This window comes from Streptomyces sp. NPDC033229 (assembly GCF_055576875.1).
The window spans coordinates 214,847-232,897 of record NZ_JBVIQR010000007.1; the positions used below are offsets into that span (position 1 = coordinate 214,847).

Annotated in this window: 18 protein-coding genes and 1 pseudogene; 12 read left to right on the plus strand and 7 right to left on the minus strand. The window is 70.7% G+C overall.

Annotated elements, in window-relative coordinates:
* Positions 1-10: 10 nt before the first annotated feature.
* Positions 11-1,648, minus strand: coding sequence for a streptophobe family protein (locus tag ACZ53N_RS09485; RefSeq protein WP_469140334.1), 1,638 nt, complete (start codon positions 1,646-1,648; stop codon positions 11-13).
* A 234-nt stretch (positions 1,649-1,882) separates the two neighbouring features.
* Between ACZ53N_RS09485 and ACZ53N_RS09490 the strand changes: the two genes are divergently transcribed.
* Complete coding sequence (locus ACZ53N_RS09490) at positions 1,883-4,462, plus strand: ABC transporter ATP-binding protein/permease (protein WP_469140335.1); 2,580 nt, start codon at positions 1,883-1,885, stop codon at positions 4,460-4,462.
* A gap of 95 nt (positions 4,463-4,557) precedes the next feature.
* Here the strand turns inward: ACZ53N_RS09490 and ACZ53N_RS09495 are convergent, their stop codons facing one another.
* Both ACZ53N_RS09495 and ACZ53N_RS09500 read right to left on the minus strand, forming a co-directional pair.
* Positions 4,558-5,262, minus strand: coding sequence for a transglycosylase SLT domain-containing protein (locus ACZ53N_RS09495; protein WP_469140336.1), 705 nt, complete (start codon positions 5,260-5,262; stop codon positions 4,558-4,560).
* Positions 5,263-5,603: 341 nt separating this feature from the next.
* On the minus strand, positions 5,604-6,305 hold the full coding sequence (locus ACZ53N_RS09500) for a nitroreductase family protein (protein WP_469140337.1): 702 nt from the start codon (positions 6,303-6,305) through the stop codon (positions 5,604-5,606).
* A 393-nt stretch (positions 6,306-6,698) separates the two neighbouring features.
* Here ACZ53N_RS09500 and ACZ53N_RS09505 point away from each other — a divergent pair, with 393 nt between their 5' ends.
* The 4 genes from ACZ53N_RS09505 (at position 6,699) to ACZ53N_RS09520 (ending at position 9,396) form a co-directional block, all read left to right on the plus strand.
* The gene (locus ACZ53N_RS09505; RefSeq protein ID WP_469140338.1) at positions 6,699-7,859 is read left to right on the plus strand and encodes a GAF domain-containing sensor histidine kinase; all 1,161 of its coding nucleotides are present in this window, start codon (positions 6,699-6,701) and stop codon (positions 7,857-7,859) included.
* 40 nt (positions 7,860-7,899) lie between these two features.
* The gene (locus tag ACZ53N_RS09510) at positions 7,900-8,550 is read left to right on the plus strand and encodes a response regulator (RefSeq protein WP_469140362.1); all 651 of its coding nucleotides are present in this window, start codon (positions 7,900-7,902) and stop codon (positions 8,548-8,550) included.
* A 150-nt stretch (positions 8,551-8,700) separates the two neighbouring features.
* On the plus strand, positions 8,701-8,940 hold the full coding sequence (locus ACZ53N_RS09515; protein WP_370418624.1) for a chaplin: 240 nt from the start codon (positions 8,701-8,703) through the stop codon (positions 8,938-8,940).
* Positions 8,941-9,120: 180 nt separating this feature from the next.
* Positions 9,121-9,396, plus strand: a complete 276-nt coding sequence (locus ACZ53N_RS09520) for a chaplin (protein ID WP_469140339.1) — start codon at positions 9,121-9,123, stop codon at positions 9,394-9,396.
* An 81-nt stretch (positions 9,397-9,477) separates the two neighbouring features.
* Here the strand turns inward: ACZ53N_RS09520 and ACZ53N_RS09525 are convergent, their stop codons facing one another.
* Positions 9,478-10,278 carry a hypothetical protein gene (locus ACZ53N_RS09525; protein WP_469140340.1) on the minus strand — a complete coding sequence of 267 codons (801 nt, stop codon included), beginning with the start codon at positions 10,276-10,278 and terminating at the stop codon, positions 9,478-9,480.
* Between the two features lie 91 nt (positions 10,279-10,369).
* On the opposite strand from ACZ53N_RS09525, the gene ACZ53N_RS09530 reads away from it, so the two are divergent.
* The 4 genes from ACZ53N_RS09530 to ACZ53N_RS09545 all read left to right on the plus strand — a co-directional run bounded on the left by ACZ53N_RS09530 (position 10,370) and on the right by ACZ53N_RS09545 (position 13,690).
* On the plus strand, positions 10,370-11,179 hold the full coding sequence (locus tag ACZ53N_RS09530; protein WP_469140341.1) for an ABC transporter ATP-binding protein: 810 nt from the start codon (positions 10,370-10,372) through the stop codon (positions 11,177-11,179).
* A 120-nt stretch (positions 11,180-11,299) separates the two neighbouring features.
* Positions 11,300-11,722: an NfeD family protein gene (locus tag ACZ53N_RS09535; RefSeq protein WP_469140342.1), complete on the plus strand. Its 423-nt coding sequence runs from the start codon at positions 11,300-11,302 to the stop codon at positions 11,720-11,722.
* A 139-nt stretch (positions 11,723-11,861) separates the two neighbouring features.
* A complete protein-coding gene (locus tag ACZ53N_RS09540) occupies positions 11,862-12,797 on the plus strand; it encodes an SPFH domain-containing protein (RefSeq protein WP_469140343.1) in 936 nt (311 codons plus the stop codon).
* Between the two features lie 125 nt (positions 12,798-12,922).
* On the plus strand, positions 12,923-13,690 hold the full coding sequence (locus ACZ53N_RS09545; RefSeq protein ID WP_469140344.1) for a sulfite exporter TauE/SafE family protein: 768 nt from the start codon (positions 12,923-12,925) through the stop codon (positions 13,688-13,690).
* A gap of 49 nt (positions 13,691-13,739) precedes the next feature.
* Here the strand turns inward: ACZ53N_RS09545 and ACZ53N_RS09550 are convergent, their stop codons facing one another.
* Entirely contained in the window at positions 13,740-14,243 is a 504-nt protein-coding gene (locus ACZ53N_RS09550) for an HNH endonuclease (protein WP_469140345.1), read from the minus strand.
* A gap of 385 nt (positions 14,244-14,628) precedes the next feature.
* Positions 14,629-15,167 (minus strand): annotated as a pseudogene (locus ACZ53N_RS09555) (YbhB/YbcL family Raf kinase inhibitor-like protein).
* 84 nt (positions 15,168-15,251) lie between these two features.
* Between ACZ53N_RS09555 and ACZ53N_RS09560 the strand changes: the two are divergent.
* The gene (locus tag ACZ53N_RS09560) at positions 15,252-15,728 is read left to right on the plus strand and encodes a guanyl-specific ribonuclease (protein WP_469140346.1); all 477 of its coding nucleotides are present in this window, start codon (positions 15,252-15,254) and stop codon (positions 15,726-15,728) included.
* Positions 15,725-16,156 (plus strand): barstar family protein, encoded by a 432-nt coding sequence (locus ACZ53N_RS09565; RefSeq protein WP_469140347.1) that lies wholly within the window; start codon positions 15,725-15,727, stop codon positions 16,154-16,156. Before ACZ53N_RS09560 ends, ACZ53N_RS09565 begins: the two co-directional genes overlap by 4 nt.
* Before the next feature lie 76 nt (positions 16,157-16,232).
* Here the strand turns inward: ACZ53N_RS09565 and ACZ53N_RS09570 are convergent, their stop codons facing one another.
* A complete protein-coding gene (locus ACZ53N_RS09570) occupies positions 16,233-17,015 on the minus strand; it encodes a sporulation protein (RefSeq protein WP_469140348.1) in 783 nt (260 codons plus the stop codon).
* Positions 17,016-17,068: 53 nt separating this feature from the next.
* Between ACZ53N_RS09570 and ACZ53N_RS09575 the strand changes: the two genes are divergently transcribed.
* Complete coding sequence (locus tag ACZ53N_RS09575; RefSeq protein ID WP_469140349.1) at positions 17,069-17,716, plus strand: DNA-3-methyladenine glycosylase; 648 nt, start codon at positions 17,069-17,071, stop codon at positions 17,714-17,716.
* Positions 17,717-18,051 lie beyond the last annotated feature (335 nt).

The following is an 18,051-nucleotide window of genomic DNA, read 5'->3' on the forward strand; positions in this document are numbered from 1 at the left end:
CCCTCGGGTGTCAGCGCCGTCGTCCCGGTACCCCCGGCGGTGGCGGCTCCTCCGGCGGCGTCCCGAACGGCCTTCCGTACCGGGGACGGGGGCGGGGCGGCAGCGGTGGCTGCCCCGCCCAGGTCTGCGTCTGGGCGCCCGGATCGCCGGGCTCGGGGGAACGGATCGGGTCGCCTACGACCGGCCGCAGATAGGGATTGGTGTCCCCGTGCGAGGGGCGGTACGCCGACGAGGGGTTGTACGGCCCCGGCAGCCAGGCCGGATCGGGGTACGCGCGGGCCGCGCCCGCCCCCGGCGCGCCCGCGGTGGCCCGGAGCCCGGCCGCGCCCGTGGCCAGGGCCAGCAGCGCCCCGCCCGCCCCGGCGCCGCCTCCCCACGCGGCGCCCAGCACCAGCGCCACGGGGATGTTCCCGCTCAGCTCCAGCCCCGCCCCGAAGGCGTCGAAGCCGAGCACCGACAGGCTCGCGTCCGCCTTCACCCGGGTCAGCAGCACCAGCAGCGGCAGTACGAGCGCCGAGGCGAGAGCGAGCCGTAGCGCGCACCGGGCGGTGAAGCCCACCGGCCCGGCCCCGCCGCGCGGCGTACGGACCGCGGTCAGCAGCCCGGCCGTGAGCATGAGCAGCGCGCACGCCACGGTCAGCAGCCACACCCGGCTGTCGAACTCCGCGAGTCGGCCCACGGTCACCGTCTCGTCCGCGCGCATTCCCAGCAGTTCGTCCAGCGGGGCGGGCAGCACCTGGGTGAGTGCCCCGCTCGCCGAGCCCCGCCAGGGGACGAGCAGTCCCAGCGGCACCCCCAGCCACACCCCGTTCGGCGCCCCGAGCAGGGCCGCGCCCAGCACCCGCCGCGGATGGCCGTCGCTCGTCGCCGCGTACGCCGCCGCGGCGAGGCCCGCGCCGACGGCCAGCACCAGCACGGCGCACAGCGCCGAGACCGCCGGGCGCACGGCGCGGTCCACCGCGCCCCAGCCGCTCGGCAGCGGCGCCCGGCGCGAGGCCAGCAGCGCGATCACCAGGACGGCGAGCACCCACACCGCTCCGGCCAGCAGCGAGGGCCCGGTCCGCACGCTGAAACCGACCGCCGCTTTGGCGCCCGCGAGGTCGGCGAGCCGGTCCGGCAGGCCGCCGCCGATGTCACCGAGGCCGGGTATCTCCAGATGCGGACCCCCGCCCGGGCCGCCGCCGAGGCCGAGCTCCTTGCCGTCGATGGTGACGGTGTCCTCGCCCGCCCAGGCGAGGCCGGCGAGCAGCAGCAGAAAGAGCCCGGCCACCGCGACCACCCGGGCGAGGAGCTCGGCCGGGCGGGGGACGCCCCCGGCCGCTCGCAGCGACCGGGCGAAGATCCAGCCCAGGAGCAGCGCCCCCGCCAGGCTCACCCCCAGTGGCGCGATGTCGATCGCGGTGTACGCGCCGGACGCCTGCAGACCAAAGGCCTCTACATCGCCCGAAGGTGTGACGGATCCCCCCACGGCGAGCACGATCGCGGCCGCCGTCATCGGGCCGAGCGCGCCCGCCCCGTCCGCCCCGAGCAGATGCAAGCCCGCCGCCGCCACCCCCGCCATGGCGAGAAAAGACCAGCTCACCGCCGCTATCGCGGTGAGCAGTACCTGTGCGCCGCGCAGGCGGCGGCTGCCGCTGCCGATGGTCATCACGGCCCCCCGATCCCGACCCCTTGCCCCGGAAGCGCACGTTCCGTACGCATCCATGGGCGGTTACTACTCTCCGGGCGAGTTTCGGCCGAGTCAACGGTGCCTGTTACAGGACTGCGTCAGTCCCCGAGTTTCGGATCGGCGACTGGGCCTGAAATAGTTCCACCCGATGTTCGCCATCCCTAGACTCCCTGTGCAGACTTCCTGCGCGAGGGGTGCATCGGGGGACAAGTAGTGGGGCATGGAGTGCCGGAACTCGTACTGGAATTGAACGGACAGACGTGGACGCTCGATCCGTCCAGGTCGTACGCCCTGGGGCGCGATCCCCAGGGTGACATGGTGCTGGAGGACGCCCGGGTCTCGTGGCGGCACGCCACCGTGCGGTGGGGCGGGCACAGTTGGGTCATCGAGGACCACGGCAGCACCAACGGCACCTATGTACAGGGCCAGCGGATCCAGCAGATGGAGATCGGCCCCGGCCAGGCGGTGAACCTGGGCAACGCGACGGACGGTCCGCGGCTGAATCTCACCGTTGCCGGCGCCTCCGCACCGGTCGCGGACATCTACAACGCGCACACCGCGATGGCCGCGCCCGTACAGGGCCGTCCGGCGCCGCCGCAGCACCAGCAGCCGGGCATGGGCTGGCAGCAGCCCCAGCAGTATCAGGACCCCGCGCAGCAGCAGGGCGGCTGGCAGCAGCCCCAGTACCAGCAGCCCCAGCAGGCGCAGAACCAGCAGGCGTACGTCCCGCAGCAGCAGTCGCCCGCGTACCAGGCGCCCGGCGGCGGCGCCGGAGCCCCGCCCGCCCACGGCGACCGCAGCCCCACCAGCTTCCACCAGATGGCGCTCGGCCGGGTGATGCGCATCGGTCGTGCCCTGGAGAACGAGCTGGTCGTCTCCGACCTCCAGGTCTCCCGGTACCACGCCGAATTCCGGGCCACGCACGACGGCCGCTTCGAGATCGTCGACCTCGGCAGCCACAACGGCACGTATGTCAACGGTCAGCCGGTCCGCCAGCAGACCATCGGCCCGAACGACATCATCGGTGTCGGTCACTCCACGTTCCGTCTCGTCGGCGACCGCCTCGAGGAGTTCGTCGACACCGGCGACGTCTCCTTCTCCGCCCGTCACCTCACGGTCACCGTCGACGGCGGCAAGCAGATCCTCAAGGACGTCTCCTTCGGCGTCCCCGAGAAGTCGCTGATCGCGGTCATCGGCCCGTCCGGCTCCGGCAAGTCCACCCTGCTCAAGGCGCTCACCGGCTACCGCCCGGCCAACGAGGGCGACGTCCTCTACGACAACCGGAATCTGTACAAGCAGTTCGCCGAGCTGCGCCAGCGCATCGGTCTCGTCCCGCAGGACGACATCCTGCACAAGGAGCTCACCGTCCGGAAGGCGCTGAGGTACGCGGCCAAGCTCCGCTTCCCCGGCGACACCGCGGCGTCCGAGCGCGAGGCCCGCATAACCGAGGTCCTGGGCGAGCTGAAGCTCGACATCCACGCCGACAAGAAGGTCACCTCCCTCTCCGGCGGTCAGCGCAAGCGTGTCTCCGTCGCCCTGGAGCTGCTCACCAAGCCGTCGCTGATCTTCCTGGACGAGCCGACCTCCGGTCTCGACCCGGGCATGGACCGCGACGTCATGCAGCTGCTGCGCGGCCTCGCCGACGACGGCCGTACGGTCCTCGTGGTCACCCACTCCGTCGCCGAGCTGGCGCTCTGCGACAAGCTGCTGGTCATGGCGCCCGGCGGCTCGGTCGCCTACTTCGGCCCGCCGGAGGAGGCGCTCAACTTCTTCGGCTACGAGACGTGGGCCGATGTCTTCTCCGCCTTCGAGAACTACCGGGACTACGACTGGTCGGGCCGCTGGCGCGGCTCGCAGCACTACCAGATGTACGCCGCGGACCTCGACGCCGTGGCCCCGCAGTCCGTACACGTACAGCCCCAGATGGTCCGCCCGCCCAAGCCGCAGAGCTGGGGATCCCAGCTGTGGACGCTGATGCGCCGGTACGTCTCGGTCATCGCCTCCGACCGCGGCTTCATGGGGCTGATGCTCATCCTGCCCGCCGTGCTCGGCGGCGTCAGCTGCGTCATCCCCTCCGACTTCGGCCTGGCACCCCCCGGCAAGGGGCACTTCAACCAGGACGCCGGCACGATCATGCTGATCCTCGCGGTCGGCGCGTGCTTCTCCGGCGCGGCCAACTCCGTCCGTGAGCTGATCAAGGAACGGGTGATCTACGAGCGGGAGCGCGCCGTCGGCCTCTCCCGGTCGGCGTATCTGATGTCCAAGGTGATCATCCTCGGTCTGATCACCGCGGTGCAGGGTGTGATCATCTCCGCCATCGGCTTCTCGGTCCGTGAGCTGCCGGCGGAGGGGCTGATCCTCAAGGCCCTGCCGGCCGCCGAGCTCTGCCTGGTGATCATCGCGCTCGGCTTCACCTCGATGATGATCGGCCTGGTCATCTCCGCCCTGGTGAAGACCGCCGAGAAGACCATGCCGCTCCTGGTCATGTTCGCCATCGTCCAGGTCGTCTTCACCGGCATCATGTTCAAGATCTACGACTCGCCGGGCATCGAGCAGTTCGCCTGGCTGATGCCGTCCCGCTGGGCCATCGGCGCCGCCGGTGCCACGCTGGACCTCTCGCACATCATGGCCCCGATGGACAAGGGCGACCCGAAGAACCTCGATCCGCTCTGGGAGCACACCGCCGCCCAGTGGGGCATCGACATGACCGTGCTGATCATCCTCGGCGTCATCTGCGGCTTCGCGGTCGCACGCCTGCTGCGCCGCCACGAGCCGGAGGTCATGCGCAACTAGTCCCGCTCGTACCCGCGCCCGGGTACGGGCGGAGCGCGCCGAAGGGCGGCACCCGGATCGGGTGCCGCCCTTCGGCGTAGGTGCTGTCCGTCGACTCAGTAGGCGGAGTTGACGTTGTCCATCGAGCCGTACTTGTCGGCCGCGTAGTTGCAGGCCGCGGTGATGTTGGCGACCGGGTCGTAGATGTCCCAGGAGGTACCTTCGACGTGGTACGCCTTGAAGGTCGGGTCGATCACCTGGAGCAGGCCCTTGGAGGGCACGCCGTTGACGGCGTTGATGTCCCAGTTGTTGATCGCCCGGGGGTTGCCGGTCGACTCACGCATGATGTTGCGCTTGATGCCCTCGTAGGAGCCGGGGATGCCCTTGGCGCGCATGATGTCCAGCGCCTCGTTGATCCAACCGTCGAGGTTGTTCGCGTAGGTCTTCTTCGCCGGGGCGGGCGGGACCGGGGCGGGCTTGCGCGCGGCCGAACGGCTCGCGGCTTCCTTGTCGGCGCGCTCCTTGTCGGCCTTGGCCTTGGCGGCCTCGGCGTCGGCCTTCTTCTTGGCCTCGGCCTGCGCCTTCGCCGCCTTGGCGGCGTTGTCGGACTGCTTGGTCAGCTCGTTCTGCTGGTGCTCCGTACCGAACTCGGAGGCGCTCCAGGCGACCGGCTTGACGGCGACGGACTGCTTGTCCTCGTCGGCGGCGGCACCGGGGACGACGGCGAAGGCCAGGGAGGCGGCGCCGACCGCGGCGATACCGGCCACGGAGAGCTTGTGGGCCTTGGTCAGGCGGCTATAACCAGAGATGGGGGAGCGCATGAGTGAGCTGAACCTCTTCCAATCGCGTAAGTCGCAAGGGCCGGACTGGCGCGGTGAGCGCCGTTTTTCGTTCCACGGCGCCGTGCGACTGGGCAATTGTTAGCGGCTGCAAAATCCTGTGGCAAAGGTGTGACGTACTATCCCGCTTCGTTGCGACGGGGGGTGCGGAGGGCACCGAAATCGCCCCGGCTACCCGCTTACAGCGGTCTTATCCGTCCACTAGCCGAGGTCGTAAGTGATGTGGGTCCTATGCGCGGGGTCACACCGGAAACCCCCGCCGGTCGCCCGGTGTGACCGTTCGCGTACGCGGATATGCGCGTCCGGGGCCTCGCAGAGGCGTCTCAGATCTCGACCAGCACCTGATCGAGGCTCTTGCGGACCAGATCCGGCACCCGGCAGTCCGCCGCCGGGTACCCCACCGGGATCACCGCGAACGCCTTCTCGTTCGCCGGGCGGCCCAGCACCTCGGAGAGGAACCGCATGGGGCTCGGCGTGTGCACCAGCGCCGCCAGCCCCGACAGATGCAGGGCCGAGAGCAGCATGCCGACCGCGATGCCGACCGACTCGTCCACGTAGTAGTGCTTGCGCTTGCCGCCGTCCTCGCCCAGCCAGTAGCGCTGCTGGAAGACCACGATCAGCGCGGGCGCGTCCGTCAGGTGCGGTTTGACCTCGTCCGTGCCCAGCGGCCGCAGCGCCGCCAGCCACTCCTCGCCCAGCCGGCCGTCGTAGGAGATCCGCTCCTCTTCCTCCGCGGCCGCCCGGATTTGCCGCCGCACGTCGGGGTCCTTCACCAGCGCGAACGTCCACGGCTGCTGGTGCGCACCGGACGGCGCGGTGGCCGCGCATGCGATCGCGTCCCGCACCACCTGCTCGGGCACCGGGTCGGCCGAGAACTGCCGGACGGTCCGCCGCCGGTCCATCCGCTCCCGCAGCTCGGCGGCGCGGGCGAGGGACTCCTCGGCGGGCATCCGCTCCGGGCGGTAGGGCACCGGCCGGTAGGGGTCGCCGTGGGTGGGGCTCCACTGTGTCGTTGGTATAGACATATCCCGAGTCTGGTCCCCGGCCGGGCGCGATGAGGGGCACATGGCGGAACTCGTGCCCCGGATATCGGTGACCACACTTCCCCTGCGGGGGGCGAGCGGTCACATCCTTCCGTCCCCTTATATAGGCGATGAACCCATATGTCGTTTTTGGGGTACGAGGGCCTGGCCGGCGGGGCTTCGGCTGCGGGCCGTCGTTGCCGCCTGCGGCGGCGGGCGCCCTGCGGGCGCGTCCGGGGTCGCCGGACGGGCTGATATCAGCCCGTCCGGCGATTGAGGACACAGCACAGCAGCCCGTCCGGCGAAGGACACAGCGCAGGACCTAGGCCCCGAGACCTACCTCCGGCCGCCCGCCGGTCCGATACGCCCCTACCCACCCGTCGATACGGTGAGGCCATGACCTATGGCCCACGCTCCGGCCTCACTGCCGTGAGTACCGCGCTGCTCGCCATGAGCAGGCACCTGGAGGTACGCGACGTCCTCAAGACGATCGTCGTCTCCGCCCGCGAGCTGCTGGACGCGGAGTACGCCGCGCTCGGCGTCCCCGACGACCACGGCGGCTTCGCCCAGTTCGTCGTCGACGGCATCAGCGACGAGGAGTGGAAGGCCATCGGCCCGCTGCCGCGCCAGCACGGCATCCTCGCCGCGATGCTCCAGGAGGCCACCCCCCAGCGCCTCGCCGACGTCCGTGAGGACCCCCGCTTCGAGGGCTGGCCCGATGCCCACCCCGAGATGAGCGACTTCCTCGGCATGCCCGTCGCCGACGGCGACGAGATCCTCGGCGCGCTGTTCCTGGCGAACAAGAGGACCGCCGCGCGGCAGCCCCCGTACGGGCCCGGCGGCTGCGCCTTCACCGCCGAGGACGAGGAACTGCTCGGCGTGCTCGCCCAGCACGCCGCCATAGCCCTCACCAACGCCCGCCTGTACGAGCGCAGCCGTGAGCTGACCATCGCGGGGGAGCGGGCCCGCCTCGCCCACGAGCTGCACGACGCCGTCGCCCAGAAGCTCTTCTCCCTGCGGCTGACCGCCCAGGCCGCCACCGCCCTGGTGGACCGCGACCCCGCCCGTGCCAAGGGCGAGCTGCAGCAGGTCGCCCAGCTCGCCGCCGAGGCGGCCGACGAGCTGCGCGCTGCGGTGGTCGAGCTGCGCCCCGCCGGACTCGACGAGGACGGACTGGTCGCCACCCTGCGCACCCAGGTCAAGGTCCTCGACCGGGCCCACGCCGCTCACGTCACCTTCGCCTCTAACGGCGTGCGGGCCCTGCCGGCCGCCCAGGAGGAGGCGATGCTGCGCGTCGCCCAGGAGGCCCTGCACAACGCCCTGCGCCACTCCGGCGCCGAGCGCGTCGAGGTCGTCGTCAGCCGCGTCGGACCGGTGGTGGCGCTGCGGGTGGCCGACGACGGGCAGGGCTTCGACCCCTCCGCCGTCCGCCGCGCCGGCCGCCACCTCGGCCTGGTCTCGATGCGGGACCGGGCGAGCGGCGTCGGCGGCAGGCTGACCGTGACATCGGAGCCCGGCAAGGGCACCACGATCGAGATGGAGGTGCCGGGTGTCTGAATCAAACAGGGGCAGCGCGGAGCGCTTCGGCCGAAGGGTGGTGGCGGGCGACGGGCGGGCTATCCGGGTCCTGCTGGTCGACGACCACCAGGTCGTGCGCAGGGGGCTGCGGACTTTCCTGGAGGTCCAGGACGACATCGAGGTGGTGGGCGAGGCGGCGGACGGTGCCGAGGGCGTCGCCCGCGCCGAGGAGCTGCGCCCCGACGTCGTCCTGATGGACGTGAAGATGCCCGGCACCGACGGCATCGAGGCGCTGCGCAAGCTGCGGGAGCTGGCCAACCCCGCCCGGGTGCTGATCGTCACCAGCTTCACCGAGCAGCGCACCGTCGTCCCGGCGCTCCGGGCCGGGGCGGCCGGCTACGTCTACAAGGACGTGGACCCCGATGCCCTCGCCGGCGCGATCCGGTCCGTGCACGCCGGGCATGTGCTGTTGCAGCCCGAGGTCGCCGGGGCCCTGCTGGCCCAGGAGGAGACGGGTGGCGGCCACGGGCGGGGCAACGGGCTCACCGAGCGGGAGCGCGAGGTGCTCGCGCTGATCGCGGACGGTCGCTCCAACCGGGAGATCGCCCGTGCCCTGGTGCTCTCCGAGAAGACTGTCAAGACCCACGTATCGAACATCCTGATGAAGCTCGATCTCTCCGACCGGACCCAGGCGGCGCTTTGGGCGGTACGCCACGGGATCGGGGCTTGAGTCCGTCATAACGGAACGTCGTCTTCTGATCAGAGATTCATACGGTCGTGTGGTCGTAGGCCCGGCCCCGCATCCGGACCGGCGGTGACCCGTTCTCCATGCGTACCGCGGCGGCTGGCCGTGGCAACGTTTCAGGAAGGTCATCAAGAAGTGAAGAACATGAAGAAGGCCGCAGCCGTCACGATCGCCGTCGGCGGTCTCGCCCTCGCCGGCGCCGGTGCGGCCTCCGCGCACGGTCAGGCCGACGGCAACGCGCAGAACTCCCCGGGTATCGCTTCCGGCAACGTCGTCCAGGTGCCCGTCAAGGTCCCGGTCAACCTGTGCGGCAACACCGTCAGCGTGGTGGGTCTGTTCAACCCCGCCGCCGGGAACGTCTGCATCAACAAGTAATTCCGGCGCGTTCCGCCCGCCCGGCTCCGTTCCGACGGAGCCGGGTCCCGGGGGCGAGCGATCGTCCGAACGAGGGCAAGACCGCCGATGGCCGTGCCATCGGCGGTTCGCTGACGTTCATCAGTACGCGACCCCGCGGTCGGGGTCGCCACAGGGACATCAGCAAAAGGAAGACACCTCATGAACAGTGCCAAAAAGGCCGTCGTCGTTCTGGCCGCGGCAGGCGTCGTCGTCGGTAGCTCTGTCGGCGCCGCTTCCGCGAACGACGACCACAAGGGTCGCGACGGCCATCACGGCGCCGGTGCCTATGGTGTGACCAAGGGCTCGCCGGGCATCGTCTCGGGCAACGTCATCCAGGTGCCCATCGACATCCCGTTGAACATCTGCGGCAACACCGTCGACATCCTCCTCGGCATCCTCAACCCCACGTTCGGCAACACCTGCGTCAACGCCTGACGCACCCCGTCTCACCCCGAGCGTCGGAGAAGGCCCTGCGGACCGTCGGTCCGCAGGGCCTTCTCGCACGTCGGCACGGATTCAGTGCCGGTCCCGCTCCTCCACCATGGCGTTGTACGCGGCCACCTGGGCCCGCCGGGCCGTCCGCTCCACCGGCCGCAGCGCCTCGGCCCGCGCGGCGATCTCCGACGCGCTCACCGCTCCGCCGTGCTCGCGGCCCTCGCGGTCGCCCGGCTCGTAGGCGATCGCGATCAGCGCGCCCACCCGCTGCGCCAGCTCCAGGACCCGCACCGCGCGCGGCGGATATCCCGGCGCGAGCACCTCGCGCCCCCGCTCGGCCCGTGCCCGGTAGGCGTCCAGAGCGGCCTGTGCCACCGGGCCCGAACCGGCCACGTCCAGCCGGGAGAGCACCTCCGTCGCGTCACGCAGGGCCTCGGCCAGCTCCCGCTCGGCCTCCCCGAGCGAGGGGACGTCAGCGGGCGGCGCGTCCCGCACGGGCAGGCAGTGCCACAGCACCTCCACATGCACATCGCCCTCGGGCCCGGCCTCGTACACCTCCGGCACGAGCCCGAGCGCGACGCCGGAGGCGACGACCGCCTCCTCGGCCTCCAGCGCGCGGGCGTTGAACTCCGGCGGGCCGCTGAGCCCCAGCGGGTGGCCCGGCGCGGGCAGCGCGAGCCGCAGGCCCCTCGCCCCGAGCGCGCGCAGCCGGCCGAGCGCGAGCGTGAGCCCGACCGGACCCGATTCCCCGGGCAGACCGGTGACGCGATGCACAACGTCGTCCCCGGTGATGTGGTGTGCGGCGTCATCGGGCGCGGCAAATCCGGCAATCAGGGCATTTCCCCATGCCGTGAGCCGTCCTGAGCGATGTTCATCGAGCATGGCCACCAGCCTAAGGACTGGCACCGACAGCCGGTGGCGTAGGTTTTCCTTGGGGACTGCGCCGACAGGTGCAAGCGACGACGAGACTGCAATGGGAGACAACGCGCTCATGAGCGATGTGCTGGAACTGGTGGACGTATCCGTGGTCCGCGAGGGCCGGGCTCTGGTGGACCAGGTCTCCTGGTCGGTCAAGGAGGGGGAGCGCTGGGTGATCCTCGGCCCCAACGGGGCCGGCAAGACCACTCTCCTCAATGTCGCCTCCAGCTACCTCTTCCCGACCAAGGGCTCGACCACGGTCCTCGGCGAGAAGCTCGGCAAGGTGGACGTCTTCGAGCTGCGCCCCCGCATCGGCATGGCGGGCATCGCCCTCGCCGACAAGCTGCCGCGCGCCCAGACCGTCCTGGAGACGGTGCTGACCGCCGCGTACGGCATGACGGCCACCTGGCAGGAGAACTACGAGGAGGTCGACGAGCGGCGCGCCCGCGCCTTCCTCGACGTGCTCGGCATGACGGACTTCCTGGACCGGAAGTTCGGCACCCTCTCCGAGGGTGAGCGCAAGCGCACCCTCATCGCCCGCGCGATGATGACCGACCCCGAGCTGCTGCTGCTCGACGAGCCCGCCGCGGGCCTCGACCTCGGCGGTCGCGAGGACCTCGTCCGTCGCCTCGGCCGGCTCGCCAAGGACCCGCTCGCACCCTCGATGGTCATGGTCACCCACCACGTCGAGGAGATCCCGCCCGGCTTCACCCACGTCCTGATGATCCGTCAGGGCAAGGTGCTCGCCGCCGGCCCCGTCGAACTGGAGCTCACCTCCCGCAATCTCTCCCACTGCTTCGGCCTCCCCCTGATCGTCGAGCGCAACGGAGACCGCTGGACCGCCCAGGGCCTGCCGCTCTCGTAGGCAACACCGCGCCTGCCGGGCGCGTTGCCCCCCGGCCCACGCCCGAGGACCGGGGGAGCCGCCCCGAAGGGCACCCCCGGCGCCCTGTCCCGCCGACGCCCCCGCGCCTACCATGAACGGGTGGACGCATGGGTGTGGTGGCTCGTCGCCGCCGTCGGGCTGGGTATTCCGCTGGTCGTCACCGCGATGCCCGAATTCGGCATGTTCGCGGTCGGAGCCGTCGCCGCCGCCGTCACCTCCGCCCTCGGCGGCGGCACCGTGGCGCAGTTCATCGTCTTCGCCGTCGTCTCCGTCGCCCTCATCGCCGTGGTGCGCCCCATCGCCGCCCGGCACAGGTCGCAGCGCCCCGAGCTGATGTCGGGAGTCGACGCCCTCAAGGGCCGTCAGGCCGTCGTGGTCGAGCGGGTCGACGCCGGCGGCGGACGCATCAAGCTCGCCGGTGAGATCTGGTCGGCCCGCTCGTACGACACCGAGCGGAGCTTCGAGGCCGGGCAGCAGGTCGACGTCATCGAGATCGACGGCGCGACGGCCATTGTGATGTGAGCGATCCACACGATGTGGGCCCAACGCCTGCACGGCGGCGGGGGGTTCTGAAAGACTTCATGGAGTCGATCAACGACTGCCCGGACCGACGGCCCGAGCGACCACACCCGACATCACGACCAAGGCACGGGGAGCCACGATGGAACCGATCATCATCGTCCTGATCATTCTGGTGGTGCTCGTCTTCATCGCCCTCATGAAGACGGTGCAGGTGATCCCACAGGCCAGTGCCGCCATCGTCGAGCGCTTCGGCCGCTACACCCGCACCCTCAACGCGGGCCTGAACATCGTCGTCCCGTTCATCGATTCCATCCGCAACCGCATCGACCTCCGTGAGCAGGTCGTGCCGTTCCCGCCGCAGCCGGTGATCACCCAGGACAACCTGGTCGTCAACATCGACACCGTCATCTACTACCAGGTCACCGACGCCCGGGCCGCCACCTACGAGGTCTCCAGCTTCATCCAGGCCATCGAGCAGCTCACTGTCACCACCCTGCGCAACATCATCGGCGGCATGGACCTCGAGCGGACCCTCACCTCCCGCGAGGAGATCAACGCGGCCCTGCGCGGCGTCCTCGACGAGGCCACCGGCAAGTGGGGCATCCGCGTCAACCGTGTCGAGCTCAAGGCCATCGAGCCGCCGACCTCCATCCAGGATTCGATGGAGAAGCAGATGCGCGCCGACCGGGACAAGCGCGCCGCGATCCTCACCGCCGAAGGCATCCGCCAGTCGCAGATCCTGACCGCCGAGGGCGAGAAGCAGTCCGCGATCCTGCGCGCCGAGGGCGAGGCCAAGGCCGCCGCGCTGCGCGCCGAGGGCGAGGCCCAGGCGATCCGCACGGTCTTCGAGTCCATCCACGCGGGCGACGCCGACGAGAAGCTGCTGTCCTACCAGTACCTCCAGATGCTCCCGAAGATCGCCGAAGGCGACGCCAACAAGCTCTGGATCGTGCCCAGCGAAATCGGCGACGCCCTCAAGGGCCTGAGTGGCGCCGTCGGCAACTTCGGCCCCATGAGCCGGGGTTCGAAGGAGACCAAGGAGCCCCCGCGCCGCGAGCAGCCGCCCATCGACTGAAGCCCCGTCGACTTGGGCCGAAGCCCCGTCGACTGTTGACGAAGATCCGTCCTGGTGCATGATCAGTGTGGCCCCTCGACCCCTTAACCGGCGGGGAGGCGACACACTGACCAAAGGAGATGGCCTTGTCCATCTGGGAAGCACTCGCGGTCTTCGCGGCCGGCATCGGCGCCGGCACCATCAACACCATCGTCGGCTCCGGCACCCTGATCACCTTTCCGGTGCTCCTCGCCACCGGACTACCGCCCATCACGGCCAACGTCTCCAACACGCTCGGCCTCGTCACCGGCAACATCAGCGGCGCCCTGGGCTACCGCCGTGAACTGCGCGGTCAGCGCCGCCGCGTCATCCGCTTCGGTGTCACCGCCCTGATCGGCGGCCTCATCGGAGCGATCCTGCTGCTCGCACTCCCGTCGAAGGCATTCGACGGAATCGTGCCCGCCCTCATCGCCATCGCTCTCGTGCTCGTCGTCCTCCAGCCCCGGCTCGCCAGAGCCCTCGCCCGCCGCCGCGAGCGCAACGGCACCGAGGCGGGCGGCGACGGCGGCATCGCCCTGCTCGTCGGCCTGCTGCTGTCCAGCATGTACGGCGGCTACTTCGGCGCGGCCCAAGGGGTCCTCTACCTCTCCCTCATGGGCCTGCTCCTCCGCGACGACCTCCAGCGCATCAACGGCATAAAGAACATCCTCGGCGTCGTCGTCAACGGCGTCGCCGCGCTCTTCTTCCTGTTTGTCGCCGACTTCGACTGGACCGCCGTCGTGCTCATCGCGGTGGGATCCGCCATCGGCGGCCAGATCGGTGCGAAGGTCGGCCGCCGGCTCCCGCCGACGGCCCTGCGCGGCGTCATCGTCACCGTGGGCATCGTCGCGATCGTCCAGCTCCTGCTCGACTGACGTGGCACCCGGGGGCCGTCCCGTCAGGGCGGCCCCCGGGCCCCCCGGCCTACGCCGACCGGGCCAGCCACTGAGGAAGGGAGGCCCGGCTGTCCGCCCCCAGCGAGAACAACAGCGACTCGGACGGCGTCGGCTCGAAAGGCCGGGTCAGCAAGCGCATTCCGGCCTGCTCGGGCGTACGGTCCGCCTTGCGGTGGTTGTCCTCCGCGCACGCCGCGACCGTGTTCAGCCAGCTGTCCGCACCCCCGCGCGAGCGCGGCATCACATGGTCCACCGTCGTCGCCCGCCGTCCGCAGTACGCGCACCGGTGCCGGTCACGCACCAGCACCCCCCGCCGGGTCCACGGCGCCTGTCTTCGGAACGGCACCCGTACGTACCGGGAGAGCCTGATCACCCGCGGCACCGGCACCTCGACGGCCGACGCGCGGATCCGCAGACCGGGATGGGCCTGCTCGACGACGGCCTTGTCCTGCATCACGAGCACCACCGCCCGGCGCAGCGACACCGTCGCCAGCGGCTCGAAGCTCGCATTGAGAACCAACGTCTCCCGCATCCCGTCCACCTCCCGGCCCGTCCCCGCCCCAGCGGCAAAGATGGCTCAACTGTGCCGGGAGCAATGGCTGGGAACAACGCAATTTCCGCAGCCCGAAAGGAAGTTGATGGAACGTCAGGAGAATGGGAAGGGGGAAACGCTCCGGGCCCTTCCCCCGTACGAACACGGGCCCGGAGCGCACGGCAGCGGACGCGGGCACCCGGCGTGGGCCGGGCTCCGGCAGACGACGGGCGCTGCTCGCGCCCCGCCGCCCCCGCCACTGCGGTATCTGCTGCCCGACGGCCGAATGAGAGCCGTCAGCCATGCACCACTGTGCGGTTCGCGGCGGCCGGGCGCAACGGAATTTCCGGCCGCGGCCCATGGACCGCGCCCGGACCGCAGGAACTCAGGCCGAGGCGGGAGTCTCGTACTCGCCGATCAGCTCGGCGCGCGCCAGCGCGTGGAACCGCAGATGGAAGCCCACCACCGCCGGAGTGGCATCCTCGTCCGGGCCCAGCTTCTCCCGGTCCACGGCGTACACGGTGAACACATAGCGGTGCGGCCCGTCCCCGGGCGGCGGCGCGGCCCCGCCGAAGTCCCGCGTCCCGTAGTCGTTGCGCACATGCACCGCACCCTCGGGCAGCCCCTTGAACCCGGCACTCCCCGCACCGGCCGGCAGCTCCGTCACGGACACCGGGATGTCGAACAGCGACCAGTGCCAGACCCGCTGCCCGTCGGCGCGTCCGGGTCGAAGCACGTCACGGCGAAGCTCTTCGTGCCCTCGGGGAAGCCCTCCCAGCGCAACTGCGGCGAGGTGTTGCCCCCGCTCTGCACCTGGGCCTCCCCGAGCGTCCCGCCCTGTGCCACGTCATCGCTCACCACCGTGAACGACGGCACCGCCGGGTGGAAATCGTGGGGGAGCGGCCGCCTCTTGTGCTCGGACACCTCAACACCTCCTGTACGCGCGGATCAGTGAAAGTGCCCAGCCTAACGAGGCCGTGACCGGCACCGGCTGCGACCATACGGAGTGTGCTTCGACAAAACGGACGACGACACGGACACCCGCCGGGCAGGCCCTGGCGCGCACTGACCGTGCTGCTGGCCTCGCTCCCCCTGCTCATGCTGCCGGCCTGCTCTTCCGGCGCCTCCAAGGCCGACAAGACCTCGCCCGCGTCCTCCTCCAGGACCTCCGCCGCGCCCACCGCGATCCCCGCCTGGGCGAAGGGCATGAAGACCGTCACTCGGGACCGGCTGCCGGCCGAGGCCCGCCGTACCCTCGAACTCATCGACAGGGGCGGCCCCTTCCCGTACGACAAGGACGGCACCGTCTTCGGCAACTACGAGAACCGGCTGCCCAAGCAGACCCGCGGGTACTACCACGAGTACACCGTCCCCACCCCGGGCGCCCGCACCCGCGGCGCCCGACGCATCATCACCGGCGACCACGCCGAGCGCTACTACACCGGCGACCACTACCAGACCTTCGAAGCGGTGGTACAACCATGACCGGCCCGCTGCCCGCACCAGGCCTCTCCGCGCTCCTCCACGGCTCCACCCCGCCGGGCGTCTACGACCTGCCGCCCACCGAGGCTCCCGCCCGCGTCCTGACGCTCGCCACCGACGCCGACTGGCGGGCCGCGCCCCTGCGCCTGGAGGGCGTGACCGACAAGACTGCGTTCCTCGACCGGTGCGCGGCCGACCTCGACTTCCCCGACTGGTTCGGCCGCAATTGGGACGCCCTCGCCGACTGCCTCATGGATCTTTCCTGGTGGCGCGAGGGCAACAAGGTCCGCGGCTGTCTGCTCATCGCGGTGGACTGGGACGCCTTCCGCAAGGCGGCCCCCGAGGCCGCCCGCACCGCACAGACGATCTTCGGGGAAGCCGTCGACTACTGGGCCGACAGCGAGTCCCCGCTGACGGTGCTGCTCGCCTGACGACGCCCCGGACAGGCCCTGACGGCAGGCACCACCGCCGGGCGAGGGGCGCGCCGAGCGCGCGCCCCTCGGCCGATCACAGCCAGTTGCGCTGCCCGCCGACCTCCGCGAGCCACTGATTGAGGTAGGCCGCCCAGTCGGTCTGCGCGAACGACTGCAGATCGACGGTGAACGAGCGGTACGAGTCGCTGCCCTCGGTGAAGAGCCCCGGCTTCTTGTCCATCTCCAGCACGACGTCCATCTCACGGTCGTCCGCGACGAACGACAGCTCGACCTGGTTCAGCCCCCGGTACTGCGGCGGGGCGAAGAACTCGATCTCCTGGTAGAAGGGCAGCCGCTGCCGCGTCCCGCGGATGTGGCCACGCTCGAGGTCCGCGCTCTTGAACGAGAAGCCCAGCCGACCGAAGGCGTCGAGGATGGCCTGCTGCGCCGGCATCGGGTGGACGTTCACCGGATCGAGGTCGCCGGAATCCACCGCGCGGGCGATCGCGAGCTCCGTCGTCACGCCCACGTCCATCCCGGTCAGGTGCCGACCCATGAACGTGGTGACCGGCGTCTCCCACGGGATCTCCAGCGCGAACGGCACCGAGTGCACCGCACCGGCCTGCACCTCGAAGGCACCACCCAGCTGAAGACGCGCGAACTCGACGTCCTGCTTGTACTCGCTGTCCCCGCCCTCCACCTCGACCCGCGCCTGGAGGCCCACGCTCAGCCCCTCGATCCGCTGCGCGACGGAGCCGCCCTGGATCCGCACCTCGCCCTGCACGACCCCACCAGGGACGACGTTCTCCTCGAACAGCACCGTCTCGACGGAAGCACCTCCGGCACCCAGGCTCGCCAGCAACTTCTTGAAACCCATGCTCTTCCTCCCCGGGCCCCGTTTCCCGAGCCCTTCCGTTACGCTCGATCGGCATGATCGACGCGCCTGACCGTATGCCACTCACCCGGGAGTTCTTCGACCGTCCTGTCCTGGAGGTCGCACCGGACCTCCTCGGGCGGACCCTCGTCCGCATGACACCGGACGGGCCGATCGAGGTCCGCCTGACGGAGGTCGAGGCCTACGCGGGTGAGGCGGACCCCGGCTCCCACGCCTACCGCGGCCGTACCCAGCGGAACGCCTCGATGTTCGGACCGCCCGGGCACGCCTACGTCTACTTCATCTACGGCATGTGGTTCAGCCTCAACCTGGTCTGTGGCCCGGAAGGCACCGCGAGCGGTGTCCTCCTGCGCGGGGCAGAGGTGATCAAGGGTGCCGACCTCGCCCGCGAGCGACGCCCCAAGGCGCGCAAGGACCGCGAGCTGGCCCAGGGCCCGGCCCGGCTCGCCACCGCGCTCGACATCGACCGCACCCTGAACGGCATCGACATCTGCGCCGGCCCGGAGGCCCCTCTCTCGGTCCTCACCGGCACCCCGGTCCCCACCGCTCACATCCGCAGCGGCCCCCGCACGGGCGTCGGCGGTGACGGCGCGGCTCACCCCTGGCGCTTCTGGGCCGACGGGGATCCGACCGTCAGTCCCTACCGGGCTCATGTGCCGCGTCACCGGGGCAAGCAGGAGTAACGTTGAGGGTGCTTGACTCTGAAGCACCGAGCGCCTAACGTGGCCCGAGCCGCTTGAGACGGACAGCGCCATGTGCGTGGACCGCTGGGTGGCACAACCACTACTACGAGGACGCACCCCGGATCGGGGTCCTGTTTCGCTACCCCGAAATAAGACCGCGATCGGCTCGATTAGGAGCCACCAGGGAAATCCGCTAACGTAGTGGACACGCCGAAAGGCGCGAAACAAACCCCCTTCGACGGGGATCGGAAACGAAATTCGAGCCGGGAACGGCACGGAAAAGGATCTGATAGAGTCGGAACACGAAATACCGAAGGGAAGCGCCCGGAGGAAAG

What these genes read in the sequence shown, in the direction of transcription:
- ACZ53N_RS09485 (WP_469140334.1), bottom strand. Translation starts at nt 1,648, where the DNA reads ATGACCATCGGCAGCGGCAGCCGCCGCCTGCGCGGCGCACAGGTACTG.
- ACZ53N_RS09495 (WP_469140336.1), bottom strand. Translation starts at nt 5,262, where the DNA reads ATGCGCTCCCCCATCTCTGGTTATAGCCGCCTGACCAAGGCCCACAAG.
- ACZ53N_RS09500 (WP_469140337.1), bottom strand. Translation starts at nt 6,305, where the DNA reads ATGTCTATACCAACGACACAGTGGAGCCCCACCCACGGCGACCCCTAC.
- ACZ53N_RS09505 (WP_469140338.1), top strand. Translation starts at nt 6,699, where the DNA reads ATGACCTATGGCCCACGCTCCGGCCTCACTGCCGTGAGTACCGCGCTG.
- ACZ53N_RS09520 (WP_469140339.1), top strand. Translation starts at nt 9,121, where the DNA reads ATGAACAGTGCCAAAAAGGCCGTCGTCGTTCTGGCCGCGGCAGGCGTC.
- ACZ53N_RS09525 (WP_469140340.1), bottom strand. Translation starts at nt 10,278, where the DNA reads ATGCTCGATGAACATCGCTCAGGACGGCTCACGGCATGGGGAAATGCC.
- ACZ53N_RS09530 (WP_469140341.1), top strand. Translation starts at nt 10,370, where the DNA reads ATGGGAGACAACGCGCTCATGAGCGATGTGCTGGAACTGGTGGACGTA.
- ACZ53N_RS09540 (WP_469140343.1), top strand. Translation starts at nt 11,862, where the DNA reads ATGGAACCGATCATCATCGTCCTGATCATTCTGGTGGTGCTCGTCTTC.
- ACZ53N_RS09550 (WP_469140345.1), bottom strand. Translation starts at nt 14,243, where the DNA reads ATGCGGGAGACGTTGGTTCTCAATGCGAGCTTCGAGCCGCTGGCGACG.
- ACZ53N_RS09565 (WP_469140347.1), top strand. Translation starts at nt 15,725, where the DNA reads ATGACCGGCCCGCTGCCCGCACCAGGCCTCTCCGCGCTCCTCCACGGC.
- ACZ53N_RS09570 (WP_469140348.1), bottom strand. Translation starts at nt 17,015, where the DNA reads ATGGGTTTCAAGAAGTTGCTGGCGAGCCTGGGTGCCGGAGGTGCTTCC.
- ACZ53N_RS09575 (WP_469140349.1), top strand. Translation starts at nt 17,069, where the DNA reads ATGATCGACGCGCCTGACCGTATGCCACTCACCCGGGAGTTCTTCGAC.